Annotated in this window: 28 protein-coding genes; 24 read left to right on the top strand and 4 right to left on the bottom strand. The window is 64.1% G+C overall.

Translation table 11 applies throughout. The features are described 5' to 3' along the window. Nucleotides 1-105: 105 nt before the first annotated feature. From MMG94_RS15265 to MMG94_RS15255, 3 genes are all read right to left on the bottom strand, one after another. Complete coding sequence (locus MMG94_RS15265; protein ID WP_154419680.1) at nucleotides 106-426, bottom strand: hypothetical protein; 321 nt, start codon at nucleotides 424-426, stop codon at nucleotides 106-108. Between the two features lie 228 nt (nucleotides 427-654). Then, on the bottom strand, nucleotides 655-1,428 hold the full coding sequence (locus MMG94_RS15260) for a methane monooxygenase/ammonia monooxygenase subunit C (protein ID WP_026016198.1): 774 nt from the start codon (nucleotides 1,426-1,428) through the stop codon (nucleotides 655-657). Between the two features lie 223 nt (nucleotides 1,429-1,651). Continuing rightward, on the bottom strand, nucleotides 1,652-2,059 hold the full coding sequence (locus MMG94_RS15255; RefSeq protein ID WP_154419681.1) for a hypothetical protein: 408 nt from the start codon (nucleotides 2,057-2,059) through the stop codon (nucleotides 1,652-1,654). 271 nt (nucleotides 2,060-2,330) lie between these two features. Here MMG94_RS15255 and solA point away from each other — a divergent pair, with 271 nt between their 5' ends. The 24 genes from solA (at nucleotide 2,331) to MMG94_RS15135 (ending at nucleotide 23,393) form a co-directional block, all read left to right on the top strand. Beyond that, nucleotides 2,331-3,467 carry an N-methyl-L-tryptophan oxidase gene (gene solA / locus MMG94_RS15250; RefSeq protein ID WP_026016196.1) on the top strand — a complete coding sequence of 379 codons (1,137 nt, stop codon included), beginning with the start codon at nucleotides 2,331-2,333 and terminating at the stop codon, nucleotides 3,465-3,467. Nucleotides 3,468-3,623: 156 nt separating this feature from the next. Beyond that, the gene (modB, locus tag MMG94_RS15245) at nucleotides 3,624-4,343 is read left to right on the top strand and encodes a molybdate ABC transporter permease subunit (protein WP_016919632.1); all 720 of its coding nucleotides are present in this window, start codon (nucleotides 3,624-3,626) and stop codon (nucleotides 4,341-4,343) included. Then, nucleotides 4,340-5,422, top strand: a complete 1,083-nt coding sequence (gene modC / locus MMG94_RS15240) for a molybdenum ABC transporter ATP-binding protein (protein WP_016919631.1) — start codon at nucleotides 4,340-4,342, stop codon at nucleotides 5,420-5,422. Before modB ends, modC begins: the two co-directional genes overlap by 4 nt. Nucleotides 5,423-5,559: 137 nt before the next feature. Then, complete coding sequence (locus MMG94_RS15235) at nucleotides 5,560-6,693, top strand: DUF3734 domain-containing protein (protein ID WP_016919630.1); 1,134 nt, start codon at nucleotides 5,560-5,562, stop codon at nucleotides 6,691-6,693. Continuing rightward, nucleotides 6,690-7,427 (top strand): acetoacetate decarboxylase, encoded by a 738-nt coding sequence (locus MMG94_RS15230; protein ID WP_016919629.1) that lies wholly within the window; start codon nucleotides 6,690-6,692, stop codon nucleotides 7,425-7,427. The genes MMG94_RS15235 and MMG94_RS15230 overlap by 4 nt, the downstream gene beginning before the upstream one ends. A gap of 10 nt (nucleotides 7,428-7,437) precedes the next feature. Continuing rightward, nucleotides 7,438-8,214, top strand: a complete 777-nt coding sequence (locus MMG94_RS15225) for a 3-hydroxybutyrate dehydrogenase (RefSeq protein WP_016919628.1) — start codon at nucleotides 7,438-7,440, stop codon at nucleotides 8,212-8,214. 335 nt (nucleotides 8,215-8,549) lie between these two features. Next, entirely contained in the window at nucleotides 8,550-9,632 is a 1,083-nt protein-coding gene (locus tag MMG94_RS15220) for a hydrogenase small subunit (protein WP_016919627.1), read from the top strand. A gap of 54 nt (nucleotides 9,633-9,686) precedes the next feature. Beyond that, nucleotides 9,687-11,477 (top strand): nickel-dependent hydrogenase large subunit, encoded by a 1,791-nt coding sequence (locus MMG94_RS15215; protein WP_016919626.1) that lies wholly within the window; start codon nucleotides 9,687-9,689, stop codon nucleotides 11,475-11,477. A 10-nt stretch (nucleotides 11,478-11,487) separates the two neighbouring features. Beyond that, nucleotides 11,488-12,216 (top strand): Ni/Fe-hydrogenase, b-type cytochrome subunit, encoded by a 729-nt coding sequence (cybH, locus tag MMG94_RS15210; RefSeq protein WP_016919625.1) that lies wholly within the window; start codon nucleotides 11,488-11,490, stop codon nucleotides 12,214-12,216. A gap of 4 nt (nucleotides 12,217-12,220) precedes the next feature. Beyond that, nucleotides 12,221-12,778, top strand: coding sequence for a HyaD/HybD family hydrogenase maturation endopeptidase (locus tag MMG94_RS15205; protein ID WP_040579160.1), 558 nt, complete (start codon nucleotides 12,221-12,223; stop codon nucleotides 12,776-12,778). A gap of 24 nt (nucleotides 12,779-12,802) precedes the next feature. Then, nucleotides 12,803-13,021: a hypothetical protein gene (locus tag MMG94_RS15200; protein ID WP_016919623.1), complete on the top strand. Its 219-nt coding sequence runs from the start codon at nucleotides 12,803-12,805 to the stop codon at nucleotides 13,019-13,021. A gap of 17 nt (nucleotides 13,022-13,038) precedes the next feature. Beyond that, a complete protein-coding gene (locus tag MMG94_RS15195; RefSeq protein ID WP_016919622.1) occupies nucleotides 13,039-13,338 on the top strand; it encodes a HypC/HybG/HupF family hydrogenase formation chaperone in 300 nt (99 codons plus the stop codon). An 11-nt stretch (nucleotides 13,339-13,349) separates the two neighbouring features. Beyond that, nucleotides 13,350-13,778, top strand: coding sequence for a thioredoxin domain-containing protein (locus tag MMG94_RS15190; protein WP_016919621.1), 429 nt, complete (start codon nucleotides 13,350-13,352; stop codon nucleotides 13,776-13,778). Further along, nucleotides 13,775-14,629: a hydrogenase expression/formation protein gene (locus MMG94_RS15185; protein WP_016919620.1), complete on the top strand. Its 855-nt coding sequence runs from the start codon at nucleotides 13,775-13,777 to the stop codon at nucleotides 14,627-14,629. The genes MMG94_RS15190 and MMG94_RS15185 overlap by 4 nt, the downstream gene beginning before the upstream one ends. Then, on the top strand, nucleotides 14,626-14,835 hold the full coding sequence (locus tag MMG94_RS15180) for a rubredoxin (protein WP_016919619.1): 210 nt from the start codon (nucleotides 14,626-14,628) through the stop codon (nucleotides 14,833-14,835). The genes MMG94_RS15185 and MMG94_RS15180 overlap by 4 nt, the downstream gene beginning before the upstream one ends. Beyond that, the gene (gene hybE / locus MMG94_RS15175; RefSeq protein WP_016919618.1) at nucleotides 14,825-15,328 is read left to right on the top strand and encodes a [NiFe]-hydrogenase assembly chaperone HybE; all 504 of its coding nucleotides are present in this window, start codon (nucleotides 14,825-14,827) and stop codon (nucleotides 15,326-15,328) included. Before MMG94_RS15180 ends, hybE begins: the two co-directional genes overlap by 11 nt. Next, nucleotides 15,325-16,452 carry a nickel-dependent hydrogenase large subunit gene (locus MMG94_RS15170; RefSeq protein ID WP_016919617.1) on the top strand — a complete coding sequence of 376 codons (1,128 nt, stop codon included), beginning with the start codon at nucleotides 15,325-15,327 and terminating at the stop codon, nucleotides 16,450-16,452. The genes hybE and MMG94_RS15170 overlap by 4 nt, the downstream gene beginning before the upstream one ends. Beyond that, the gene (hypA, locus tag MMG94_RS15165) at nucleotides 16,445-16,786 is read left to right on the top strand and encodes a hydrogenase maturation nickel metallochaperone HypA (RefSeq protein ID WP_016919616.1); all 342 of its coding nucleotides are present in this window, start codon (nucleotides 16,445-16,447) and stop codon (nucleotides 16,784-16,786) included. Before MMG94_RS15170 ends, hypA begins: the two co-directional genes overlap by 8 nt. Then, complete coding sequence (gene hypB / locus MMG94_RS15160) at nucleotides 16,786-17,733, top strand: hydrogenase nickel incorporation protein HypB (RefSeq protein ID WP_016919615.1); 948 nt, start codon at nucleotides 16,786-16,788, stop codon at nucleotides 17,731-17,733. Before hypA ends, hypB begins: the two co-directional genes overlap by 1 nt. Nucleotides 17,734-17,737: 4 nt before the next feature. Further along, nucleotides 17,738-20,026, top strand: a complete 2,289-nt coding sequence (hypF, locus tag MMG94_RS15155) for a carbamoyltransferase HypF (RefSeq protein ID WP_016919614.1) — start codon at nucleotides 17,738-17,740, stop codon at nucleotides 20,024-20,026. Beyond that, nucleotides 20,017-20,241 (top strand): HypC/HybG/HupF family hydrogenase formation chaperone, encoded by a 225-nt coding sequence (locus MMG94_RS15150; protein ID WP_016919613.1) that lies wholly within the window; start codon nucleotides 20,017-20,019, stop codon nucleotides 20,239-20,241. Before hypF ends, MMG94_RS15150 begins: the two co-directional genes overlap by 10 nt. Next, nucleotides 20,238-21,356, top strand: a complete 1,119-nt coding sequence (gene hypD, locus MMG94_RS15145) for a hydrogenase formation protein HypD (RefSeq protein WP_016919612.1) — start codon at nucleotides 20,238-20,240, stop codon at nucleotides 21,354-21,356. Before MMG94_RS15150 ends, hypD begins: the two co-directional genes overlap by 4 nt. Before the next feature lie 10 nt (nucleotides 21,357-21,366). Continuing rightward, a complete protein-coding gene (hypE, locus tag MMG94_RS15140) occupies nucleotides 21,367-22,413 on the top strand; it encodes a hydrogenase expression/formation protein HypE (RefSeq protein WP_016919611.1) in 1,047 nt (348 codons plus the stop codon). 83 nt (nucleotides 22,414-22,496) lie between these two features. Continuing rightward, a complete protein-coding gene (locus tag MMG94_RS15135; RefSeq protein ID WP_016919610.1) occupies nucleotides 22,497-23,393 on the top strand; it encodes a radical SAM protein in 897 nt (298 codons plus the stop codon). A 21-nt stretch (nucleotides 23,394-23,414) separates the two neighbouring features. Here MMG94_RS15135 and MMG94_RS15130 read toward each other — a convergent pair whose 3' ends face one another. Then, complete coding sequence (locus MMG94_RS15130) at nucleotides 23,415-23,831, bottom strand: Lrp/AsnC family transcriptional regulator (RefSeq protein WP_016919609.1); 417 nt, start codon at nucleotides 23,829-23,831, stop codon at nucleotides 23,415-23,417. Nucleotides 23,832-23,845 lie beyond the last annotated feature (14 nt).

The following is a 23,845-nucleotide window of genomic DNA, read 5'->3' as shown; positions in this document are numbered from 1 at the left end:
CATAAGCGACCCGGCCCGCGCAATAAGGCGTTAAGCGATTCTTAACGCAGGCGTAGCAAGCAGGGCGCCGCCGTGCAACCGTAAATAGCCGTTCTCCTCAACCTTCTAGCTCTCCCGGTCCGGGCGCGCCGACGGCGCCGAGGCGAAGAGAAAGGCCGCTGTCAGCCCGAAGAGAATCGCGCCGTTCATCGCCTCCATGGCGCCGAGCAATCGCCAGCGCCGCTTGCGCGCCTTTTTGCGCAGTTCGCGCGGAAACATTCGCGCCATCAGGACGAACGCGCCAATATGCGCCGTAATCGCGGCGACGATGACAGGCAACCCCAGAACCGATCCGCTTCCCAACGCACGCCAGCTCCATTGCCCTGCCGCAAACGCCGATCCTTGGAAATATCTGATGCGGATCGACAGGCGCGCGGCCTCATTCATCAAGCGAAAAGCCCCGTCCGAGAAATCTCGAACGGGGAGAAGTTGCTGGGGGTCCCCCACGCGCTGGAGCAAGCAAGCGCGCGAAGCGGTTTTGCAGCCGGGACCCGCCTGCGAAATCAGGTTGGCGGACGCGTTCCGGCGCGAGAGAGAATGGCCGGCGCCCAGAGAGGGAGGGGTGGGCGCCGGCCGGACGACGCGCGGGGGTTGGTCGCGCGTCGCCAATCCTGGTCAGCGGCCGGCGAACGCTGCGACGAGTTCAGGGCCGAGAAGCGCCCGCAGCCGGCCGAGGATCAGCAGCACGACGCCGAAGACCCCAAGCGACATCCATCCGAAGAAGACGAAGCCCCAATGCAGCGGACCCGCGAAGCCCTCATCCATCGACCACGATGTATGACCCCATTCATTGAAGCCCACATTCGGGATGGTCATGAACAAGCCTACGACAAGGACGAGGAAAGCCAACGAGTAGCCATTGGCGAAGAGAGGCAGGCGCGTCTTCGCGTAAAGGAAGGCGCCGGCCCCGATAATCGCGAAAAGCGGATATGACGCGTAAAAGGTGACGATGTTGCTTGGGGTGAAATCCGTGTCGCGAACGGCGGTCATGTGCCAGACCGCGGTCTGCTCCGTGAAAAAGCTCAGGCCCCAAAACAGCGCAAGCGCGAAAATGACGAGCCACTGAATGAGATAGAGAAGCCGGCGCATCTCGTCCGTGGGCGAGAGCGCGGCCAGTTTGCGGTCGCGCGTGCGCCAGAGATAGCCGAAGAGTCCGCCCGCGCCGGCGAAAGCGAGGGCGATGGCCGCTTTGAGCAGATTGAGCCAATAGATCTGATATTCGGGCGAAAACGAGTCAAGCCCCGCGCTCCAGCCAAATAGCTGTTCGTAGAAACGCAAGAAGGCGACGAAGCCTGTCAGCGCCAAAACGCCGACGAGCAGGGGTTTGCGATCCAATATCCGCTCGGCGCCTTTCGCGGCGCCCGCGGCGCCGGTTTTTGTCATGCTCATGATGAATCTCCAGAAGCCGGTTCGCGCGCGGGAAAAATTGCCCACACTGCTTCTTTCGGAAGGGACGACGCCAACCGCACGGACGAGCCGCATCGCTTTCGCGAAGGATTGCGGGAAGAGACGCTCGGCAACGCTCGAGCGGCGCGGCGCTCCACAGCCGCGGCGTCATCCGACCGTCGCCTTGCGCAACTGGACCGAAAGGACCGGCGGCGGCGAGGCGCTGTCAGGAAAGAGCGGAAACGTCTGCTGGAGGCGGGCGCGGCGATTGCGGATCGCCTTTGGGCTCCGCGCGGCGCATGGGAGCGTCGTCAATCGCCGACCGGACGAAATCGCCCGTCGGCGGCGGAAGAAGCGCGACAGAGGAGAATCGATTCGCCTGAGGAGCGCCGAGGGCGACGCCGTGCAGGATGCAACAGAGGCCGTGACGATGCCCGTCATGGGACGGGTTCGTCCTATCGACCGCGCCGGCCCCGCCTTGCGTCAGGCAGATCGCGCCATTCACGGCGCCGGAACCGGATTCGGCCGCGAGCGCCGCGGCGCCGGCGACCGCCATCTGCAAAAACAGAAGGCATGCGATCGCGATCGCCGTCAGTCGCGCGAGAACGCTCTGTCTCTTCGAATTTGGATCCACCGCCGCCTCTGGGTTCCGCTTCAAGGCTAGGTTGGGCCGATGCGACGCGTCAAGCGCGCATCGGAGGGGCGTGATGCGACGAAAGGACGCGCGCCGAGCGCCTGCTGTCATGGGCGCGTCGACCGGCGCCGCTCGTCGCGCCCCAGGGGGCCGAGGGACGCAATTGCGCCGCCTGGATCGCATGGACGGATTGCTTTACGCGTGCAAACGTCTTCGCATCCAGCGTCGGTCTTCACGTCGCCGGATGCGCGCGATGCACCGGGAGCTTTGGATGAGCGGCGCTTACGACGTTATCGTCATCGGTTTGGGCGCGATGGGCTCCTCAGCCTGTTATCATCTCGCCGCGCGCGGCCATCGCGTCCTGGGGCTCGATCAGTATCATCTCGCTCATGACCGCGGCAGCTCGCATGGCGAGACGCGGCTCATTCGAAAGGCCTATTTCGAGAATCCGAGCTATGTCCCGCTGCTGCGTCGCGCATATGAGCTTTGGGAGAATCTCGAACTCGAATGCGGGCGCACGCTCTTCGAACGCGCCGGACTCGTCACCTTCGGCCGGCCGGGAGCAAGCAGAGTCTTCGACGGCGCGCGCGCGAGCGGGCGTCTTTATGATATTCCGCTCGAAGAGTTCAGCCGCGAGCAGGCCATAGGCCGCTGGCCGATCTATCGCCCGCCTGAGGGCTTCGCGGCCGCGTTCGAACCGGGCGCAGGTTTCCTTTACGCCGAGCGATGCGTATTGGCTCACGCCAATGAGGCGCGAAAGCGCGGCGCGGAGTTGCGCGAAAACGAACCAGTCGTCGATTTCGCAATCGAAAATCGCCAAGCCGTCGTGCGCACCGCTTGCGGGCGCTATACGGCCGCCCGTCTGATCGTCGCCGGCGGCGGATGGAGCGCCAGCCTCCTTCGCGAATTGGTGCTGCCGCTGACGCTCCGAAAAATGATGCTCGGCTGGTTTCCCGCCACGAGCGATCACGCCGCGGAAAAAGGCGCGCCCGGCTTCGTCTTCGATCTCGACGACGATTTCTATTACGGCTTTCCCCAAATCGACGGCGAGAGCATTAAAGTCGCCGGACATCGGCGTTTCGAGCCGCTGGCCGCGCCGGAGGACAAGGATCGCCTGCCGCCAAGCGCGCAGAGAATCGCCCCGCTGCGCCAATTCGTGCGCGACTGCCTGCCCTTCGCCCAGGACGAAATGCTGCGGACCTCGCACTGCATCTATACGATGACGCCCGACGAGGATTTCATCATCGACCGCCATCCAACGGCGCCGGAGCTTGTCTTCGCGGCCGGATTCTCGGGTCACGGATTCAAATTCGCCTCTGTCGTGGGGGAAATACTGGCGGATCTCGCCATCGAGGGCGAGACCGCGCAGCCGATCTCCTTCCTCTCGGCGGCGCGCTTTTCGGCCTGACGAACGCCAACAGGCGGCCGAAAGGCCCCTTCGCCAAGTTTTAGGCTGGTCAAAGAGATTATATTCGTCCAGTATATAGCGCCTGCCGACGCGTCCTTCGCCGGCCGGGGCCGCACTGCGGATTTCCCCGAGCCGACAAGGCAAACTCCGACTCTCATGCTCGATCTCAATCCCTCGGCCCTGATCGATCTCTCCCCGGCTGAATGGACGGCGATCCGGCTCTCTCTCAAAATCGCAATCGTCGCGACATTGGCCAGCCTGCCCTTCGGCGTCTTCACGGCTTACGCTCTCGCGCGCTGGCAGTTTCCCGGAAAGTCGCTCCTCAACGGCGTCGTGCATCTTCCTCTCGTTCTGCCCCCCGTCGTAACGGGCTTCATGCTGCTGCTGCTCCTTGGACGAAAGGGCTTGATCGGCTCCTATCTCGCGGAAGTCGGGATCATCTTTTCGTTCCGCTGGACGGGGGCGGCAATCGCCTGCGCGGTCATGGGCTTCCCGCTGATGGTGCGCGCCATGCGGCTCTCCTTCGAGTCGATCGACCGGCGCCTCGAACTGGCTTCTGAAACGCTGGGCGCAAACCGGCTCTGGACCTTCTTCATGGTCACCCTGCCCCTCGCGACGCCCGGCGTCATTGTCGGTTCGATCCTCGCCTTCGCGAAAGCGCTCGGCGAATTCGGCGCGACGATCACTTTCGTCTCGAACATTCCGGGCGAAACGCAGACGATTTCGGCGGCGATCTACAGCTACACGCAAGTCCCCGGCGGCGACGAAAGCGCGATGCGCCTCACGCTCGTCGCCGTGATCATCGCCCTCTCCGCCCTTTTCGCTTCCGAAATCATTCAGTGGCGTGCGGAAAGACGCCTCGGGAGCGCCGAATGATCGACGTCGACGTCAAGCTGAAAGTCGGCGACTTTTCGCTCGACGTCGCATTCAAAAACGAGAACGGCGTCACGGCGCTTTTCGGGCAATCGGGTTCGGGAAAATCCGTCACGCTCGGCGTCATCGCCGGGCTGATGCGGCCTGATTCGGGCCATGTGCGACTCGACGGCGAGCCTCTTGTCGACGTCGAAGCGGGAATCTTCATCCCGGTCTCCCGCCGCCGCATCGGCCTCGTCTTTCAGGACGCCAATCTCTTCCCGCATCTCAGCGTCAAGCAGAACCTGCTTTACGGCCGATGGTTCGCGCCGCGCGATGCGCGTCGGATCGACTTCGACGCCGTGGTCGACACGCTCGGCGTCGGCGCGCTTCTTTCGCGCCCGCCGACGCGTCTCTCCGGCGGAGAGCGCCAGCGCGTCGCCATCGGCCGCGCCCTTCTTTCCTGTCCGAAACTGCTGCTCTTCGACGAGCCCCTCGCCGCGCTCGACATGCGGCGCAAGCTGGAGATCCTGCCGCTGATCGAGCGCGTCCGCGACGACTTCAAGATTCCCATCGTCTATGTCTCGCATGCCGTCGAAGAAGTGGCGCGCCTCGCGCCCTGCGTCGTGATGATCGAAGCGGGACGCGTGAAATTCGTCGGCGATCCGGCCACCGCTTTCAGCCGTCTTGGAATCATGCCGACGCAGGATCGCTTCGACGTTTCGTCGGTTCTCGAGGCGCAAATCGAGGACCGGCCGAGTTTCCATGGGCTCGTGGCCTTGCGGCATCCGGCCGGGACCATCTGGGCGCCCGGGCCGGTCGGTCCGCCCGGCGGCGTCGCCCGCGTCATTGTGAGAGCGACGGACGTCGTTTTGTCTCTCGTCGAGCCCAAGGACATCAGCACGAGAAGCATCCTTTCGGGAAAGGTCGCGTCCATCGATTTCGACGGCCGGCTCGCGATAGTCGAGATCGCGCTTGCCGAAAAAAGCTATCTTCTCGCGACGATCACGAGAGGCGCCATGGAGGACCTGTCTTTAAAGCCCGGATCGACCGTCTACGCATTGTTCAAATCGGCGGCGCTGGACGAGCGCTCCATCGCCTGATTCGCGTCCCCGCCCGCGCGGCCCCCATCGAATATTTGTGCGGCGCGGCAGCGATTTTTCTGTAATGATGGGAACTCATAATAACCGCTTGAAGACTCATTGTGTCGGCGCGAGACGCCGGAAGGCGGGGTCTTATCGTGTCGAAAAAAGAGAAAATTGCGCTCGTTCTTCAAGGCGGCGGCGCGCTTGGGGCCTATCAAGCCGGCGCCTTCGAGGCGCTTTCGACGGGCGGCTATTGCCCGGAATGGTTCGCAGGCATTTCGATCGGCGCGATCAACGCGGCCATCATCTGCGGCAATCCGCCGGATAAGCGGGTCGCGCGCTTGCGCGCTTTCTGGGAGCAGGTCACGAGCCGCGCGCCGGCGCCGTTCCTTCTCGACGGGCTGATGGGGACGATCTTCGCCGAGGCGAGCGCGAATTTTACGGCGACGTTCGGCGCGCCGGGCTTTTTTGCTCCCCGTATGCCGCCGCCCGTGCCGACCTGGCATTATCCGCCGACGGAACTCAGCTATTACGACACGGAGCCTTTGCGCCGCACGCTTTCCGATCTCGTCGATTTCAACCTGATCAATTCGGGAAATGTGCGCCTCAGCGTCGGCGCCGTCAACGTGCAGACGGGTAATTTCATATATTTCGACAATGCCGAAATGAAGATCGGTCCGGAGCACATCCTTGCGAGCGGCGCGCTGCCGCCCGGCTTTCCGCCCGTCAAAATCGGCAAGGATCTCTACTGGGACGGCGGTCTCGTGTCGAATACGCCTCTGCAGGACATTTTGGACAAATGCGATTCGCAGGACGATCTCTGCGTTTTCCAGATCGATCTTTTCGGCGCGCGCGGACCTGCGCCTTCGACTCTGCTCGACGCGGCGCAGCGGGAGAAGGACATTCGCTATTCCAGCCGAACCAGACTGAACACCGATCTCTCGAAGCGCGCGCATAATCTGCGCACGGCGCTCAAACGCCTCGCCGCAAAGGTCCCGCCGGAACTGCTCAACGACCCCGACTGGCTGGCGCTGGACGGTTTCGGCGACGTGCCCGCCATGACGATCGTGCAGCTCATCCACCGTCGCGCGGCCTATGAGACACAATCGAAGGACTATGAATTCTCCCGCACGACGATGACGGACCATTGGAAGGCCGGGGCGGCCGACGTCGCCGCGACGCTTTCACACCCGGCGTGGCTTTCGAGAAAGCGGCCCGTGGAGGAGGTCGTCGTTTTCGACTGCACGAAGGAACTCTTCGAGGACGACGACAGGAGATCGAAAACATGAAAATCGACGACGTCCGCAAGAATGCGTTCGCCATGCCGCTCACCAGTCCCGCTTTCCCGCCGGGACCCTACCGCTTCTTCAATCGCGAATATTTCATCATCACATATCGCACGGATCGGGACGCGCTGGAGCGGGTGGTTCCGGAGCCGCTCGAGGTCGTCGAGCCGATCGTGAAATATGAATTCATCCGAATGCCCGATTCGACCGGCTTCGGCGACTATTGCGAGTCGGGCCAGGTCATTCCCGTCCGCTTCAACGGCCAGCTCGGGCAATATACGCATGCAATGTATCTCAATGACGGGCCGCCGATCTATGGCGGCCGCGAGCTGTGGGGCTTTCCGAAAAAATTCGCGCAGCCCTCGCTGACGGTCGAACGCGACGCGCTCGTCGGCGTGCTCGATTACGGCTCCTGCCGCGTGGCGCGCGGCGTCATGGGCTACAAGCATCGGCCGCTCGATCAAGGAGAGGTGCTGAAAAGTCTCGCCGTGCCGAATTATCTCCTGAAGATCATTCCGCATGTCGACGGCTCGCCCCGCATTCTCGAACTCGTCGATTACCGTCTCGAAGATGTCGCGTTGAAGAGCGCTTATACCGGTCCTGCGTCGCTCGATCTCCATCCCCACGCGCTCGCGCCGGTCGCGGACCTGCCGGTGCGGGAAATAATCTCCTGCGCGCATATTCTCGCCGACCTGACGCTCGGTCTCGGCAAGGTCGTTTACAACTATCTCGGTTGAGGAGCCCATCATGGATCTGAACGGCAAAGTCGCGGTCGTCACGGGGGCCGCGAGCGGCATCGGTCATGGGATCGCCAAACGCTTCGTCGAGGCCGGCGGTCGCGTCTGCATCGCCGATCTCAATCTCGACGCCGCGAAAGCGGCCGCCGCGGAAATCGGCGACGCCTCGGTCGCCATGGCGGCGGGCATGGACGTTTCGAACGAAGAGCAGGTCAACGCCGGCGTCGACGCCGCCGCTAAAGCGTTTGGAACGGTGGATATTCTCGTTTCGAACGCCGGCATCCAGATCGTGCATCCGATCGAAGAGTTTCCCTTCGCCGATTGGAAGAAGATCATGGCGATCCACCTCGACGGGGCCTTTCTCACGACCAAGGCCTGCGTGAAATACATGTATCCGCAAAGGTCGGGGGCGCTGATTTATATGGGATCGGTGCACAGCCACGAAGCGTCGCCGCTGAAATCGGCTTATGTCGCGGCGAAGCACGGCATATTGGGGCTCGCGCGCGTGATGGCGAAGGAAGGGGCCAAATATAATGTCCGGGCCAACACGATCTGCCCCGGCTTCGTCATGACGCCGCTCGTCGAAAAGCAGATTCCCCAGCAGGCCCACGATCTCGGCATCTCGGAAGAACGCGTCGTCAAGGAGGTCATGCTGGGCGAAACCGTCGACAAGCAATTCACCATGATCGCCGACGTCGCCGAAGTCGCCCTGACGCTCGCCGCCTTTAAGACGAACGCGCTGACCGGCGAGTCGGTCATCGTCAGTCATGGCTGGCATATGAACTGATCGATCCGTCATCGAGAAACGGCGTCGCGCAAAGAAACCGTCGCGTTTGCGCGACTATTGTGCGACGCGGAATTTAATGCGCCTGGCCGCGTGCGCCGCAGCAAAAGACTTACATATTTGGAGCGAACGCGACAGAAATGGCGCGAAAGCAACGCGGCCGTCTGTTTTTTGACAGCAATGTCAGCGTCGCGACGCGCTTTCAATTTGAATTTTCTCAATGAGGAAGACTGCGGCGATTGGCGTGCTCCTTGCAGTTTTGGAACTGAGGTAGAGTGGTTCGCGTCCTCTCTGAGGATGAAGAAAGCCGCCGCTTCGAGGAAATGCGAGGGAGAGGCATGGCCGCCAGCGAGTCTTTTTACGACGTGATCCGGCGCCAGGGGATCACGCGCCGCAGCTTCACCAAATTCTGTTCCTTGACGGCCGCGAGCCTCGGCTTCGGCCCGGTCGGCGCCGCCAAGATGGCGCATGCGCTGGAAAACAACCCGCGCGTCCCTGTCATCTGGATGCACGGGCTGGAATGCACCTGTTGCTCGGAGAGCTTCATCCGCTCGGCGCATCCTCTGGTGAAGGACGTCGTCCTTTCCATGATCTCGCTCGATTACGACGACACGATCATGGCGGCGGCGGGCCATCAGGCGGAGGCGATCCTCGAGGAGACGAAGGAAAAATATAAAGGCAAATATATTCTCGCCGTCGAAGGCAATCCGCCGCTCAACGAAGACGGCATGTTCTGCATCGACGGCGGCAGGCCTTTCGTCGAGAAACTGAAATGGATGGCCGAAGACGCTTTCGCCATCATCGCCTGGGGCGCCTGCGCCTCCTGGGGCTGCGTGCAGGCGGCGGCGCCCAACCCGACGCAGGCGACGCCGATCGACAAGGTCATCAGGAACAAGCCGATCATCAAAGTGCCCGGCTGCCCGCCCATCGCGGAGGTGATGACCGGCGTCGTCACTTACATCACCACTTTCGGCCGTCTGCCCGAACTCGACCGCCAGGGGCGGCCGAAAATGTTCTATTCCCAGCGCATCCACGACAAATGCTACCGCCGTCCGCATTTCGACGCGGGACAGTTCGTCGAGGAGTGGGACGACGAGGCGGCGCGCAAAGGCTATTGCCTTTACAAGATGGGCTGCAAGGGTCCGACGACCTACAACGCCTGCTCCACCGTGCGCTGGAATGGCGGCGTGTCCTTCCCCATTCAGTCCGGCCATGGCTGCATCGGCTGTTCGGAAGAAGGCTTCTGGGACAAGGGGCCGTTTTACGAGCGCCTCTCCACGATCCGGCAATTCGGCGTCGAGAAGAACGCCGATGAGATCGGCATGGCGGCCGCGGGCGTCGTCGGCGCCGCCGTGGCGACACATGCCGCGATCACCGCGGTCAAGCGCGTCGTGGCGAAGCGCGAAACCGAGAAGCTTTAATCTTCCCATTGAGCGAGCGCGCGTGACGCGCCTCGCCGCGACAGGAATAAAGTCATGGGCATCCAGACTCCCAACGGCTTCGATCTCGACAATTCGGGCAAGCGCGTCGTCGTCGATCCGGTGACGCGCATCGAAGGCCATCTGCGCATCGAAGTGAATGTCGATTCCAATAATGTCATCCGCAACGCCGTCTCGACCGGCACGATGTGGCGCGGCATTGAAGTCATTTTGAAGAATCGCGATCCGCGCGACGCATGGGCGTTCACGGAGCGGATCTGCGGCGTCTGCACCGGCACCCATGCGCTGACCTCCGTGCGCGCGGTGGAGAACGCGCTCAATATCAGCATTCCCGAGAACGCCAATTCGATCCGCAACATCATGCAGCTCTGCCTGCAGGTGCACGATCATCTGGTGCATTTCTATCATCTGCACGCGCTGGACTGGGTCGACGTCGTCTCGGCGCTCTCCGCCGATCCCAAGGCGACCTCGGCGCTCGCGCAATCGATCTCGCCCTGGCCGCTGTCGTCGCCGGGCTATTTCAAGGATCTGCAAACCCGGCTGAAGAAATTCGTCGAGTCGGGCCAGCTCGGCCCCTTCAAGAACGGCTATTGGGGCCACCCCGCCTATAAGCTGCCGCCCGAAGCCAATCTGATGGCCGTCGCGCATTATCTGGAGGCGCTCGACTTCCAGAAGGACATCGTCAAGATCCACACCATCTATGGCGGCAAGAATCCGCACCCCAATTGGCTCGTCGGCGGCGCGCCCTGCGCCATCAATGTCGATGGGACAGGCGCGGTCGGCGCGATCAATATGGAGCGCCTGAATCTCGTCTCCGAGATCATCGACCGCTCGATCGAATTCGTCGAGCAGGTCTATCTGCCCGACCTCGCCGCCATCGCCGGCTTCTACAAGGATTGGCTCTATGGCGGGGGCCTCTCCGGCAAGAGCGTCATGAGCTATGGCGACATTCCCGAACACGCGAATGATTACTCGGAATCGAGCCTGCTGCTGCCGCGCGGCGTGATCCTCAACGGCAATCTCAAGGAGGTTCTGCCGATTGACCATGCCGACCCGGAGCAGATCCAGGAGTTCGTGACCCATAGCTGGTACAAATATCCGGACGAAACCAAGGGGCTGCATCCCTTCGACGGCGTCACGGAGCCCCATTACAAGCTCGGCCCCAACGCCAAGGGCACGCCGACCAATATCGAGGCTCTCGACGAGAGCGCGAAATATTCGTGGATCAAGTCGCCCCGCTGGCGCGGCAATGCGGTCGAGGTCGGCCCGCTCGCGCGCTACATCATCGGCTATGCGCAAGGAAAGCCGGAATTCAAGGAGCCGGCCGACAGGCTGCTCGCCTCTCTCGGCGCGCCGGTGACCGCGCTCTTCTCGACGCTCGGCCGCACGGCGGCGCGCGGGCTCGAATGCCAGTGGGCGGCGCGTAAAATGCGCCACTTCCAGGACAAGCTCATGGCCAACATCAAAGCCGGCGACACGGCGACCGCCAATGTCGAGAAATGGGAGCCGAAGACCTGGCCGAAAGAGGCGAAGGGCTACGGCTTCACGGAGGCGCCGCGCGGCGCGCTCGGACATTGGATCAAGATCAAGGACGGCAAGATCGACAATTACCAGTGCATCGTGCCGACCACCTGGAATGGAAGCCCGCGCGATCCGAAGGGCAATATCGGCGCTTTCGAAGCCTCGCTGATGGATACGCCCATGGCCGATCCGGAAAAGCCGCTCGAGATCCTGCGCACCATCCATTCCTTCGATCCCTGCCTCGCCTGCTCGACTCACGTCATGAGTCCGGACGGTCAGGAAATGGCGTCGGTGAAAGTCCGCTAGGGAGGCGTTCATGGTCGACGGCGTGCAAGTCTCGGGCGTCGGCGACGCGCATGGCGCGCGCGCCGTCGAACGCCAGACCGTCTATGTCTACGAAGCGCCGGTGCGTATCTGGCACTGGGTCAATGCGCTCTGCATCACGGCGCTGTTCGTCACGGGCTATTTCATCGCGAGCCCGCTGCCGAGCGTCCCCGGCGAAGCGAGCAACAGCTTCCTCATGGGCTATATCCGCTTCGCGCATTTTGCAGCGGGGCAGACGCTCGCGGCCTTTTATCTGTTGCGGGTCTACTGGGCCTTCGCGGGCAGCCCCCATTGCCGCCAGATTTTCTATGTGCCCTTCTGGAGTCGCGCCTACTGGTCCGAGGTTCTGCACGAAGCGAAATGGTATCTCTTTCTCGCCAAGGCGCCGAAGAAATATCTCGGGCACAATCCGCTCGCGCAGCTGATCATGTTCTCGCTCTTCACTGTTCCGCTCATCTTCATGATCGTCACAGGCTTCGCGCTATATTCGGAGGGCGAGGGCGTCGATTCCTGGCAGCACAAACTCTTCGGCTGGGTCTTCGCCATCTGGCCCAATAGCCAGGAGGTCCATACGCTCCACCATCTCGGCATGTGGGTTCTCGTGACTTTCGCGATCATCCATATTTACGCGGCGGTGCGCGAGGATATCGTCAGCCGGCAAAGCATCATCTCCTCGATGATCTCGGGCGAGCGCATCTTCAAGGATGAGGCGGCGGATTGACGTCATGAGCGCGCCCAATGTCCTCATTCTTGGAATCGGCAACATATTGTGGGGGGATGAGGGATTCGGCGTGCGCGCGGTCGAAGCCTTTCATCGACGGTACGAGACGCCGAAGAATGTTGCGCTTCTCGATGGCGGCACGCAGGGACTTTATCTCGTGCACTTCGTCGAGGAGGCCGATTTCCTCCTCGTCTTCGACGCGATCGATTACGGTCTGGCGCCGGGAACGCTCAAAGTCGTCCGCGACGACGAGGTTCCAAAATTCACCGGATCGAAGAAAATGAGCCTGCATCAGACCGGGTTCCAGGAGGTGCTCAGCGCGGCGGAGCTGCTGGGCCGCTATCCTCGTCGGCTGGCGCTCATCGGCTGCCAGCCGCTCGATCTCGAAAATTGGGGCGGCGCCTTGACCGCTCCGGTGTCGTCGGCGATCGATCCCGCCCTCGGGGCGGCGGCCGAGATCCTCGCCGGATGGGGCGTGTCCCTATCGCCGCGGAACGCCGCGCCGCCGGCGGGACTTCTCGCCAACGACATCGACCATCGCAATTATGAAAGGCGCGTCTGAACGCGCCTCAATGAGGAAACGGCCATGAAAAGCGTCTCCAGATTTTCCGCCGGCCTTTTCGCCGCGATCGCCCCCTTCGGCGCCCAGGCGGATCCCGGGCTGCATCATCACGCGCGCCTTGCGGAACAGGCGCCGCCGCTTCTTTCGCTCCATCCGGCTGTCGGCTTGCTCCTCGTCGTCGCGATCTGGGCGGCGAGTGTTCGAGCGCTCGAACAGCTTTCATCGCGCAGCGCGCGATTCTAACCGAAGGGGCGCGGTCCATGTGCCTCGGCTTTCCGATGACGGTCGTGTCCGGCGACGCGCTGCAAGCGGTCTGCGAGCGCAAGGGCGAGCGCGAGACGGTGTCGATGCTGCTCATCGGGTCGCAGGAGCCGGGGACTTGCGTGCTCGTCCATCTGGGAACCGCGATGCGCATCCTGGACGCTGACCAATCGCGATCGGTCGACGCCGCGCTCGACGGACTCGCCGCCGCCTTGAATGGCGAAGATTTCGACAGCTTTTTCTCCGATCTGATCGACCGGGAGCCGCAATTGCCGGCCTTCTTGCGCAAAGAAAAGTAGCGAGCGAGACGATGTCAGCTTTGCAGCCCCTCGCCGGAAAAACCCGCCTTCCCATCGCCGATGATTCGACGATCGAGGCGATCCTGTCGGCGGGCGGCGCGCATGTCGTTCTGCTCTTTGCCGGCGATCCGGCGCAGCGTCCCGAGTCGGGCGACGTCGCGGTGATCTTCCCCGAGCTTCTCAAGGCGTTCGAAGGCCGTCTCTCGGGGGCCGTCGTCGCGCGCGAGGCTGAAAAGAGCCTCGGCGCGAGATTTCAGGTCGACGTTCTGCCGAGCCTCGCCGTCATCCGCGATGGAGCGACGATCGGCGTCATTCCGCGCATTCGCGACTGGCCCGAATATCTGGAGAAGATCGAGGCCCTCCTCGCGCCGGATGCGCCCCGGGCGGCCAAGGCTCCACGGGTCGAGATCACTTTCTCGCAGAAAGGAGCCCGCGCGTGAAAGCCGGATTCTGGGTCGCGCCCGACGGCGCCGACGAGGCGGTGACGCTTGTGCCGCTGGGCGGGAGCGCGGAAGCGCTCGAAACGCGCCGCAAAGCGAATTTCCTCGCCACAAGCTCGGCCGAGGAGCTGATCAAACGCTGCCCGCTCGTCGCCAGTCTCCTTCCTCGCCTGGCTGAGGCGCTGGAGTCGCAGACGGCGGCCGCGCAATGCGTTCTGTTCGACGTCACGGATTTCAGCGCCGATGAAAGCGAACTTCTCTCTCAGGTCCTGGGAGAGGGCGAAGTGGCCGGCGTCGCGGCGCTGACGGACGGCGTCGTGGCGCAGGTGCACGAATCCGTGATGGCCGGCCTCTGGCGGGTGCGCTTCACCGACGCCGCCGGCGCGCTTGTCGCCGATTATCTGGAAGTCGGCGCGATTCCCCAGGCCGTGCGGAAGGCGGCCGAGCTGGCGGCGCCCGATTTGAGCTTCGGCGCGGCGCCGCAAGGCGCGATGAACGTCATGCCTGTCCTCGCCGAAATCCGTGAACGCATGACGCCGGTGAAATCTGGAGAGGCGCCGCATATCGTCAATTTCTCGCTATTGCCGATGAATGACGCCGACATGGCATTTCTTCAGGAGATGCTCGGGGATGGTCCCGTGCGGCTCGTCTCCCGAGGCTACGGAACCTGCCGCGTGCTTGCGACGGGCGCGCGGAATGTCTGGTCGGTGCAATTCTACAACGCGATGGATGAGATCATTCTCGACACGCTGGAGATTGGCGACGTTCCCGCTGCGGCCTGCGCGGCGGACGAAGACTTCCGAGACTCCGCGGAGCGGTTGCGCGAAATCGACGAGGCCTATTTCCGATGAAAGTCGAGAATGAGGGGCATGTCGAAGAGACGGGGGACGACCGCATGGAGTGCGGCGTCTGCTGGAGCGTCTACGATCCGGCGGAGGGCGATCCTGTCTGGCAGATCGCGCCGGGCACGCCATTCTCGCAATTGCCCGAAGAGTGGCGATGCCCCAATTGCGACGCCCCGCGCATGCGCTTCATGCGGCTCGCACATGGACGATGACGCCGCCACCGCCGTCGGGGAGCGGCTCGCGGCGCGCTACCGCGAGATTCGTTCCGGCCCTATGCGCGGCATGCCGATCTGCAACGACGCGCTGGATGTGGCGGCGATCGGCTTTCGTCCTCTCATCGACCCGACGCGCGGCGAATTCGCGTTCGGCGCGATCGTGACGCCCTGGATGATGAACATTGTCGGCGCGCGCTTATCGGGCGAAGAACATGGGTTCGTTGCAGGCGCAATGCATCGTATCGCGCTTCCCGCCGGCGACGTCGAGATGGTCGCCAGCGGTCTCGACGGCTTCGGACCCATACTCGCCTGCTCGCTCTTCTCGCCCATGTTCGATTTTCCGGATATGGACGCTGCGAGGGAGACGGCGCGCCAGGCGATCGAGGCGCTGTTCGATCGCGACTTGCTGGAGAGAGCGGCGACTCGGCGCGCGGCCGCGCTCGACCGCCGCGCTTTGCTGCGCGGCCGACTGGCCGAGGCTCCGCGATGAGCGCGCATAGCAGTCCCGGGACGATCCATATCGGCGTCGAGACGGACGCCGCGGGCCGCGTTTCGTCCGTAACGCTGCTCTCCACCCGGCCCACGGGACTTGGGCGGGTCTTTATCGGCCGCCCGCCGCAAGAGGCGCCGAAACTGGCGCGCCAGCTTTTCAGCCTCTGCGGCTTCGCGCACGCCGCCGCCGCCCGGCTCGCCCTTGCATCGGCGCGCGGGGAAGCTCTAACGCCGTCCGAGACGTTCTCGATTGCTGTCGGGCTCCTCGCAGAGACCTGCGCCGAGTCGCTGCGTTCCACGGCCCTTGGATGGCCGCGCGAAGGCAGGCCGGAAGCCTTGGCCGAAGCGGCGACGCCCTTGCGTGAAGCCATGGCGGCCGCTCGCCTGATCATGTCGACGGCGGCGGCGGACGGCGCATTTCCGGAGCGTCGGACGCTGTCGTCCGCAGCGAAAACGCTAATCGACGCCGCCCGCGCGCTCGGGCTCGACGCCGCCGGGACAGGCGCGCCGGCCGCTGACAGCCTGCTCGGCGCGATCATGGCGGAAGCGCGCGGCGACGCCTTCCTCTTTTCCGCGGAGCCCGACGCGCTCCAACCCGCCGACGACGTCTCCGTCGCGCTGGCGATCGAACGGAATGGAGAACGTTTCGCCGCCGCGCCGACGCTGCCGCATCGGATCGTCGAGACGGGTCCTTTCGCGCGCTTCTGGCCGGAAGCCGTGATCGAGCGTTCGCATCTGGCGGCGCGTCTTCGCGCGCGGCTCCACGCGACGTCGCAGGCGCTCAATATGCTTTGGCGCGCGCTGTCATACGGCGAAGCGGCGGCGGATGATCTCATGAGCGCGACCCGTCGCGTCGAGGGCGAGGGCTTCGCGGCGGTCGAGACGGCGAGAGGACGGCTTTATCACTGGGCACGCCTCGACGCGGCAGGCGAAATCACGGATTATGTCCTCGCGGCCCCCACGGAATGGAATTTTCATCCCGCCGGACCCTTCGCCGCCGCTTTGCTCGGGGCGGAGATCGGAAAGGGCGAATACGCGCGGCTGCGCATCCGGCGCCTCGCCGCCGCTTTCGATCCCTGCGTCGCTTTCCAGATCGAATTGCGCGAGCAGGCCCATGCATGAAATGGCGCTGACGGAAAGCATCGTCGACATTGTTTCGGACGAAGCGCGCAAGCAGGGCTTCGCCAAGGTGCGCATCGTGCGCCTGCAGATCGGCGCCATGGCGCATGTGGAGCCCGAAGCCCTTCGCTTTTGTTTCGACGCCGTCTCGCGCGGCACGGTCGCAGAAGGGGCGACGCTGGACATTAGGCGCCTGCCGGGCGAAGGTTGGTGTCTCGACTGCGGCAAGACCGTGCCGCTCGAAGAGCGTTTCGGCGCCTGCCCCGAATGCGGCAGGCGTCATGTGCAAATGACGTCGGGAGACGAACTGCGCGTCGAGGAGCTGGAGGTCGACTGATGTGCACGGTGTGCGGCTGCGGAACAGCGACGGTCGAAGGCGAGAAGAAAGCGACTGAGCAGTCGCAGAGCCACGATCGCCATCACCGCCATGATCATGATCATCACTCTCACGATCACGACCACGGCCATAGTCACGACCATCATCATTACGATCACGCCCATCATCATCCGCACGACCATGATCATACGCATGGCGAAGGCGGGGAAGTCATCGATTTCGGCGCAGGGATCGCCGGCGTGCATGTCCCCGGGCTCAGTCAGGAGCGGATCGTACGCATCGAGCGCGACATTCTCTCGAAGAACGACGCCTATGCGCGCGACAACCGCGCGCTGTTCGCCGCCAAGGGCGCCCTGGCGCTCAATATCGTCTCGAGCCCCGGCTCGGGAAAGACGGCTTTGCTCGTGCGGGCGATAAACGATCTGAAGGACAGGCTCGCCGTCGCCGTGATCGAAGGCGACCAGCAGACCTCGAACGACGCCGAGCGCATCCGCGCCACCGGCGCGCCCGCCATACAGATCAATACGGGCAAGGGCTGCCATCTCGACGCGCATATGGTGGGTCATGCGCTCGAAGAGCTCGACCTGCGCGCGGGCGGCGTCCTGTTCATCGAGAATGTCGGCAATCTCGTATGTCCCGCCGCTTTTGATCTCGGCGAGGCGCATAAGGTCGTCCTGCTCTCGGTCACGGAGGGCGAGGACAAGCCGCTCAAATATCCGGACATGTTCGCCGCCGCCGATCTGATGCTGCTCAACAAGGCGGATCTCCTGCCGCATCTTACATTCGACGTCGGCGCCTGCCTCGCCAACGCGCTCAAGGTCAATCCGCATTTGCAGACGCTCGTCGTCTCGGCGACCAGCGGCGAAGGCCTGGCCGCCTTTTACGCCTGGATCGAGGCGCGGGCCGCGCACGCGAAGACGCATGCGGGCGCCGCCAGGGCGGGATAGGCCGATGGCGAGCCCCGCCGCCTGCGCCGCGCCCACAGAGCCCGAGCGGCGGCGCCTTCGGTTGCGCGGCGCCGTGCAGGGCGTCGGCTTTCGTCCTTTCGTTTACAATCTCGCGCTGAGATACGGCCTTAGCGGCTTCGTCCAGAATGACGGCGACGGCGTCCTGATCGAAGTCGAGGGCGCTCCTCATGACGACTTTCTGCGCGCGCTTCGTGGCGAGAAGCCGCCTCTCGCGGTCATCGACTCCATCGATGTTGCTCATATCGACCCGCGCCGGGATCGCGGTTTCACGATCCGCGAAAGCGCAGGCGGAAACGCCAGGACGCGCATCGTCGCGGATGCGGCCGTCTGCGAGGCCTGCCTCGACGAGCTTTTCGATCCCGAGAGCCGCTTTCATCTCTACCCTTTCGTCACCTGCACCCATTGCGGACCTCGCTTCACCATCACCTCGTCCCTGCCTTACGACCGTCCGCAGACCTCCATGGCGCGTTTCTCCATGTGCGAGGACTGCGCGCGCGACTATGGCGACCCGAAGAGCCGCCGCTTTCACGCCGAAACGATCGCATGTCCGAAATGCGGCCCGCGTCTCGAGCGGGACCCGCAGGCGATCGTTTCGGCGCTGAGAGCCGGCCGCATCGTCGCCTTGAAAGGCATTGGCGGCTTTCACCTGATATGCGACGCGCGCAACGAGGCCGCCGTCGATGAGCTGCGCCGTCGGAAGGCGCGCGACGCAAAGCCCTTCGCCGTGATGGCGGCGAATATCGCTTCCGTTTCGCTCTTCGCCGCGCCGAGCGAGGCGGAGCGCGATCTCCTGCGGCGTCGCGCGCGCCCGATCGTCGTCCTGCCCTCGAAGGGAACGCTGCCGCGATCGATCGCGCCCGGCCTCGCGCGCATCGGCGTCATGCTGCCTTACGCGCCGCTGCATCATTTGTTGTTCCACGCGGCGGCGGGATTTCCTGCTGCGAAAGATCAACGCGAGGCGGCGTCCGATTTCGTCATCGTCGCGACGAGCGCCAATCCCGGCGGCGAACCCCTCGTCGTCGATGACGACGACGCGCGCCGCCGCCTGTCCGGCATCGCCGATCTCATCGTCGGGCACGACCGTCCGATCCTTGTGCGCGCCGACGATTCCGTCATGGCGGTCGCGGGCGGCGCGCCCATCTTCCTCCGCAGGGCGCGCGGCTTCGTTCCGGAGCCCATCGATCTTGGCGCGGACGGTCCCTGCGCGATCGCCTTTGGCGCGCATCTCAAGACGACGGTGACCGTCACGCGCGGGCGCGAGGCTTTCGTCTCTCAGCATATCGGCGATCTCGACGACGCGGAGACCGTGCGATTTTTCGAGGAAACGACGCGCCATCTCGTCTCGATCCTCAATGTAAGACCGGAAATCGCGGCCTGCGACGCGCATCCGGATTTTTTCTCCACGCGCATCGCGGAGGAAACGGGCCTGCCGCTCTACAAAGTCCAGCATCACGCCGCCCATGTCGCCGCGATCGCGGCGGAGCATGGGACGAGCGACGCCATTCTCGGCGCAGCGCTCGACGGCTATGGCATGGGCGACGATGGCGGAGCCTGGGGCGGCGAGCTCATGCTGCTCGAAAACGCGTCGTGGAAGCGGCTCGGCCATCTCGCGCCGCTCGCGCTCATCGGCGGCGATCGCGCCGCGCGGGAGCCGTGGCGCATGGGGATGGCGGCGCTCGCGGCGATCGACCGGCTCGATCTTTCCGCCAAATTCTTCCCCGATGTCCCGCAAGCTGCGAATGTCGGCGCAAGAATGCGGAAGCAGGGAGCCGCTCGCACGACCAGCATGGGCCGCCTCTTCGACGCCGTCGCGGCGCTCGCCGGCGTCTGTCCGGCGCAACGCTATGAAGGTCAGGCGGCGATGGAGCTGGAGGCGCTCGTCGAAAGTCCGCGCCTGTTGGATAACGCCTACCGGCTGCGGGACGGCGTGCTCGATTTCGCGCCTTTTCTCGCTTTCGTCGCGACCGAGCGGCCGAGTGCGCGCGAGACCGCCGAATATTTTCACGGCGCGCTCATTGACGGATGCGCGGACTGGATCGCCGAGGCCGCGGGCGCGCTCGGGCTCCAGCGCGTCGCGCTTGGCGGCGGCTGCCTGATGAACCGCGCGCTCGCCGACGGCCTTTGCGGCGCCTTGCGCGCGCGCGGAATCGAGCCATTATGCGCGCGCTTGGCGCCCTGTAACGACGGCGGGATTTCCCTCGGGCAGGCGGCGCTGGCGAGAGCCGCCTTTCAGACAGGACGGCGAGAGAAAGAGAGCGCGGCATGTGTCTAGCGATTCCCGTGCGCGTCACAGAATTGCTGCCGGACCAGATGGCGAAAGTGTCGCTGGACGGCGTGAGCAAGACCGTTTCCGTGGCTCTACTCGACGAACTGAGCGTCGGCGACTACGTCATCCTGCATGTCGGGTTCGCGCTCTCCAAGATCGATCCCGATGAAGCCGAGCGCACTCTGCGCATGATCCGCGACATTGCAGGGTCCGCCTCATGAAATATGTCGATGAATTTCGAGACGGCCGGCTCGCGCGCGGCGTCGCGGAGACGCTCCATCGCCTCGCGCGGCCGGACCGGACCTACCGCCTCATGGAGTTTTGCGGCGGTCATACGCACGCCATTTCGCGCTATGGTCTCGAAGACCTGTTGCCGTCCAATATGCGCATGATCCACGGCCCCGGCTGCCCCGTCTGCGTCCTCCCGGTCGGCCGCATCGATATGGCGATTGAACTCGCCAGGCGCCCCAAGGTCACGCTTTGCACCTATGCCGATCTCATGCGCGTTCCCGCCTCCGGCGGCGCGAGCCTCATGAAAGCGAAGGCCGACGGCGCGGATATTCGCATGGTCTATTCGACGCTCGATGCGATCCGCATCGCCGAAGCCGAGCCGGACCGGGAAGTCATTTTCTTCGCGATAGGATTCGAGACCACGACGCCGCCGACGGCGCTCGCGATCAAACTTGCGATCAAGAACCGGCTGACCAATTTCTCGGTCTTCTGCAATCATGTGCTGACGCCCGCCGCCATGCGCGCCATTCTCGGCAATCGCGCGGAAGGCGTCGAGATCGACGGCTTTGTCGGTCCCTCCCACGTCTCCGCCGTGATCGGCTTGCAGCCCTATCGCTTCGTCGCCGCGCAATTTGGCAAGCCGGTCGTCGTCGCGGGCTTCGAGCCGCTCGACGTCCTTCAGGCCGTCGTCATGCTCGTGCGGCAATTGAACGAGGGACGTGGCGAGATCGAAAACCAGTATGGCCGCGCCGTCGCAGCCGAAGGCAATCTGCTGGCGCAGGCGGAGATGCGCGAGATCTTCGAATTGCGCGAGAGCTTCGAGTGGCGCGGGCTGGGAGAGGTCGCCGACAGCGCCCTGCGCCTGCGCGACGCCTATGCCGCTTTCGACGCCGAGCGCCGCTTCGCTCTTGCGGCGCATCGCGCCAAAGACAATCCCGCTTGCGAATGCGGCGCGATCCTTCGCGGCGCGAAGCGTCCGCATGATTGCAGGCTGTTCGGAACCGTCTGCACGCCCGAGACGCCGATGGGCTCCTGCATGGTGTCGTCGGAAGGGGCCTGCGCCGCGCAATGGACCTATCGCCGCTTCGACGAACGCGCCGCCTGAGAATTTTGCTATGGCTACCGTCAAAACCTACAGGCGCAAGCTCGATCTTTCGGGACGCGTCGATCTCTCCCACGGCGCCGGCGGACGCGCCATGGCGCAGCTCATCGCCGAAATTTTTCACAGCGCGCTCGACAATGAATGGCTGAGGCGCGGCGACGACCAGTCGGTTTTCGAGATCGGCGCGGGCCGCCTCGCAATGACGACCGACGCCTTCGTCGTTTCGCCCCTCTTCTTTCCCGGCGGCGACATCGGCTCGCTCGCCATTCACGGCACGGTGAACGACCTCGCCATGTCCGGCGCGCGGCCGCTCTATCTGACGGCGAGCTTCATCATAGAAGAAGGCTTTCCCCTGGCCGATCTCGCGCGCATCGCGCAAAGCATGGGAGCGGCGGCGCGCGACGCGGGCGTGTTCGTCATCGCCGGCGACACCAAGGTCGTCGAGCGCGGCAAGGCCGACGGCGTCTTCATCACGACCGCCGGAGTCGGCCGCCTGCCCCACGGACTCGAACTCTCCGGCGACAAGGCCCGGCCGGGCGACGCCGTGCTGATCTCCGGTTCGATCGGCGATCATGGCGTCGCGGTCATGTCGAAGCGCGAAAATCTCGAATTCGATTGCGAGATCCTGTCCGATTCCGCGGCCCTGCACGGACTCGTCGAGGGAATGACCGCCGCCGCGGGCGCGTCGCTACGGCTGATGCGCGATCCGACGCGCGGCGGCCTCGCGGCGACGCTCAATGAAATTGCGCAGCAGTCGGGCGTCGGATTTCGACTCGAGGAGGAAGCGATCCCCGTCAAGCCCGAAGTCGCCGCCGCATGCGAACTGCTCGGCCTCGACCCGCTCAACGTCGCCAATGAGGGCAAGCTCGTCGCCGTCGTCGCGCCGGAGGCCGCGAAAGCGTTGCTCGACGCGATGCGGGCGCATCCGCTTGGCCGCGACGCGGCGATCATCGGCGCGGTCGTCGCGAACGAACGCCGTTTCGTTCAGCTCAAATCGTCCTTTGGCGGCTCCCGCATCGTCGACTGGCTCGCCGGCGAGCAATTGCCGCGCATCTGCTAGAGCCTGCCGCGAACCGCATATGGATTTCATCGCCGATCGGCTAATCTGCAGGCCGGTCATCATCCAATAACCCAGCCTCCGCCATGACGATCGCGCCCATCCGCTATATCGAACCCGTTTTCCGCCCGCCGAGCGAAGCGGATTCGCTCATTCTGCCGGTGACGAACGGCTGTTCGTGGAATCGCTGCACATTTTGCGAAATGTATACGGCGCCGCAGAAGCGGTTCAGACCGCGCGACGAGGCGGAGACGCTCGATAGCATCCGACGCTGCGGCGAGCGCTTCGGCGACGGCGTGAAGCGCGTCTTCCTCGCCGATGGCGACGCCATGACGCTGTCGACCCGCCGGCTGACGACGATCCTCGAAAGCATCCGGCGCGAATTGCCGGGCGTGCGTCGCGTCTCCAGCTATTGCCTCCCCCGCAATGTGCGCAAGAAATCGGTGGAAGAGCTTGCGGAGCTCAAGGCGCTCGGTCTCTCTCTCGTCTATGTCGGCGCAGAATCGGGGGATGACGAGGTGCTTGCGCGCGTCGACAAGGGCGAAACATTCGAGACGTCGCGAGAGGCGCTCGTGAAGCTGGGCGCGGCGGGGATCAAGCGCTCCGTGATGATTCTCAACGGCCTTGGCGGCGCGATGCTGTCGCGACAACATGCGCTCAATTCAGCCGCGCTGATGAACGCCGCGCAACCCGAATTCCTCGCGACGCTCGTCGTGAGCTTTCCGATGGGCGAGGCGCGCTTTCGCGGCGATTTTCCAGGCTGGGAGCCGCTCGATATTCCCGGCTTGATGAAAGAAATGGAGCTTTTCATTTCCGCGCTCGATTTGCAGCGCACCGTTTTCCGCAGCGATCACGCGTCGAACTGGCTTATCCTGAAAGGAACGCTTGGTTCCGACAAGCCCCGCCTTTTGCAGGAATTGCGCGCCGCCATCGCCGCGCCCGACGCCGCCCCGCTGCGGCCGGCCTGGGCGCGGGGTCTGTAAGGCGAAGGTCTTTCAATGAAGCTATGCGGGCGCGAGCAAAAGGCTCGTTTCACTCCGCGCAACCCCTTCAATCGACCTGACGCTTGACAGCACGCGATCGAATTCCGCGAGATTTCCGACCTCGATCTCGGCGATGAGGTCATAGGCGCCGTTGGTGCTGTGAAGCGCATGTATCTCGGGCAGGCCCCGCAGCGCCTGAACGACTTTCCGCGTGCTCTTGCCCGCGACTTCGATCATCATGATCGCCCGGATGCGATCGCTTTGCGCGCCGCTCTTCAGGCGCACGGTGAAGCCAAGGATGATCTCCGCGTCGATCAATCGGTCGAGCCTGTTCTGGACGGTCCCGCGCGAGACGCCGAGCCTTTTCGCAAGCTCCGACAGGGACGCCCGGCCATCCGTCCGCAGCAGAGCGATCAACCGATGATCGAGGTCGTCCATGGCGCGCCTCTTGC

The sequence above is a fragment of the Methylocystis parvus OBBP genome, assembly GCF_027571405.1.
GTDB lineage: Bacteria > Pseudomonadota > Alphaproteobacteria > Rhizobiales > Beijerinckiaceae > Methylocystis > Methylocystis parva.
Note: the sequence above shows the minus strand (reverse complement) of the source record. Positions and strands in the feature narration are given on the sequence as shown.

What these genes read in the sequence shown, in the direction of transcription:
- MMG94_RS15265 (WP_154419680.1), bottom strand. Translation starts at nt 426, where the DNA reads ATGAATGAGGCCGCGCGCCTGTCGATCCGCATCAGATATTTCCAAGGA.
- MMG94_RS15260 (WP_026016198.1), bottom strand. Translation starts at nt 1,428, where the DNA reads ATGAGCATGACAAAAACCGGCGCCGCGGGCGCCGCGAAAGGCGCCGAG.
- solA (WP_026016196.1), top strand. Translation starts at nt 2,331, where the DNA reads ATGAGCGGCGCTTACGACGTTATCGTCATCGGTTTGGGCGCGATGGGC.
- modB (WP_016919632.1), top strand. Translation starts at nt 3,624, where the DNA reads ATGCTCGATCTCAATCCCTCGGCCCTGATCGATCTCTCCCCGGCTGAA.
- modC (WP_016919631.1), top strand. Translation starts at nt 4,340, where the DNA reads ATGATCGACGTCGACGTCAAGCTGAAAGTCGGCGACTTTTCGCTCGAC.
- MMG94_RS15230 (WP_016919629.1), top strand. Translation starts at nt 6,690, where the DNA reads ATGAAAATCGACGACGTCCGCAAGAATGCGTTCGCCATGCCGCTCACC.
- MMG94_RS15225 (WP_016919628.1), top strand. Translation starts at nt 7,438, where the DNA reads ATGGATCTGAACGGCAAAGTCGCGGTCGTCACGGGGGCCGCGAGCGGC.
- MMG94_RS15220 (WP_016919627.1), top strand. Translation starts at nt 8,550, where the DNA reads ATGGCCGCCAGCGAGTCTTTTTACGACGTGATCCGGCGCCAGGGGATC.
- MMG94_RS15215 (WP_016919626.1), top strand. Translation starts at nt 9,687, where the DNA reads ATGGGCATCCAGACTCCCAACGGCTTCGATCTCGACAATTCGGGCAAG.
- cybH (WP_016919625.1), top strand. Translation starts at nt 11,488, where the DNA reads ATGGTCGACGGCGTGCAAGTCTCGGGCGTCGGCGACGCGCATGGCGCG.
- MMG94_RS15205 (WP_040579160.1), top strand. Translation starts at nt 12,221, where the DNA reads ATGAGCGCGCCCAATGTCCTCATTCTTGGAATCGGCAACATATTGTGG.
- MMG94_RS15200 (WP_016919623.1), top strand. Translation starts at nt 12,803, where the DNA reads ATGAAAAGCGTCTCCAGATTTTCCGCCGGCCTTTTCGCCGCGATCGCC.
- MMG94_RS15195 (WP_016919622.1), top strand. Translation starts at nt 13,039, where the DNA reads ATGTGCCTCGGCTTTCCGATGACGGTCGTGTCCGGCGACGCGCTGCAA.
- MMG94_RS15190 (WP_016919621.1), top strand. Translation starts at nt 13,350, where the DNA reads ATGTCAGCTTTGCAGCCCCTCGCCGGAAAAACCCGCCTTCCCATCGCC.
- MMG94_RS15180 (WP_016919619.1), top strand. Translation starts at nt 14,626, where the DNA reads ATGAAAGTCGAGAATGAGGGGCATGTCGAAGAGACGGGGGACGACCGC.
- hybE (WP_016919618.1), top strand. Translation starts at nt 14,825, where the DNA reads ATGGACGATGACGCCGCCACCGCCGTCGGGGAGCGGCTCGCGGCGCGC.
- MMG94_RS15170 (WP_016919617.1), top strand. Translation starts at nt 15,325, where the DNA reads ATGAGCGCGCATAGCAGTCCCGGGACGATCCATATCGGCGTCGAGACG.
- hypA (WP_016919616.1), top strand. Translation starts at nt 16,445, where the DNA reads ATGCATGAAATGGCGCTGACGGAAAGCATCGTCGACATTGTTTCGGAC.
- hypB (WP_016919615.1), top strand. Translation starts at nt 16,786, where the DNA reads ATGTGCACGGTGTGCGGCTGCGGAACAGCGACGGTCGAAGGCGAGAAG.
- hypF (WP_016919614.1), top strand. Translation starts at nt 17,738, where the DNA reads ATGGCGAGCCCCGCCGCCTGCGCCGCGCCCACAGAGCCCGAGCGGCGG.
- MMG94_RS15150 (WP_016919613.1), top strand. Translation starts at nt 20,017, where the DNA reads ATGTGTCTAGCGATTCCCGTGCGCGTCACAGAATTGCTGCCGGACCAG.
- hypD (WP_016919612.1), top strand. Translation starts at nt 20,238, where the DNA reads ATGAAATATGTCGATGAATTTCGAGACGGCCGGCTCGCGCGCGGCGTC.
- hypE (WP_016919611.1), top strand. Translation starts at nt 21,367, where the DNA reads ATGGCTACCGTCAAAACCTACAGGCGCAAGCTCGATCTTTCGGGACGC.
- MMG94_RS15135 (WP_016919610.1), top strand. Translation starts at nt 22,497, where the DNA reads ATGACGATCGCGCCCATCCGCTATATCGAACCCGTTTTCCGCCCGCCG.
- MMG94_RS15130 (WP_016919609.1), bottom strand. Translation starts at nt 23,831, where the DNA reads ATGGACGACCTCGATCATCGGTTGATCGCTCTGCTGCGGACGGATGGC.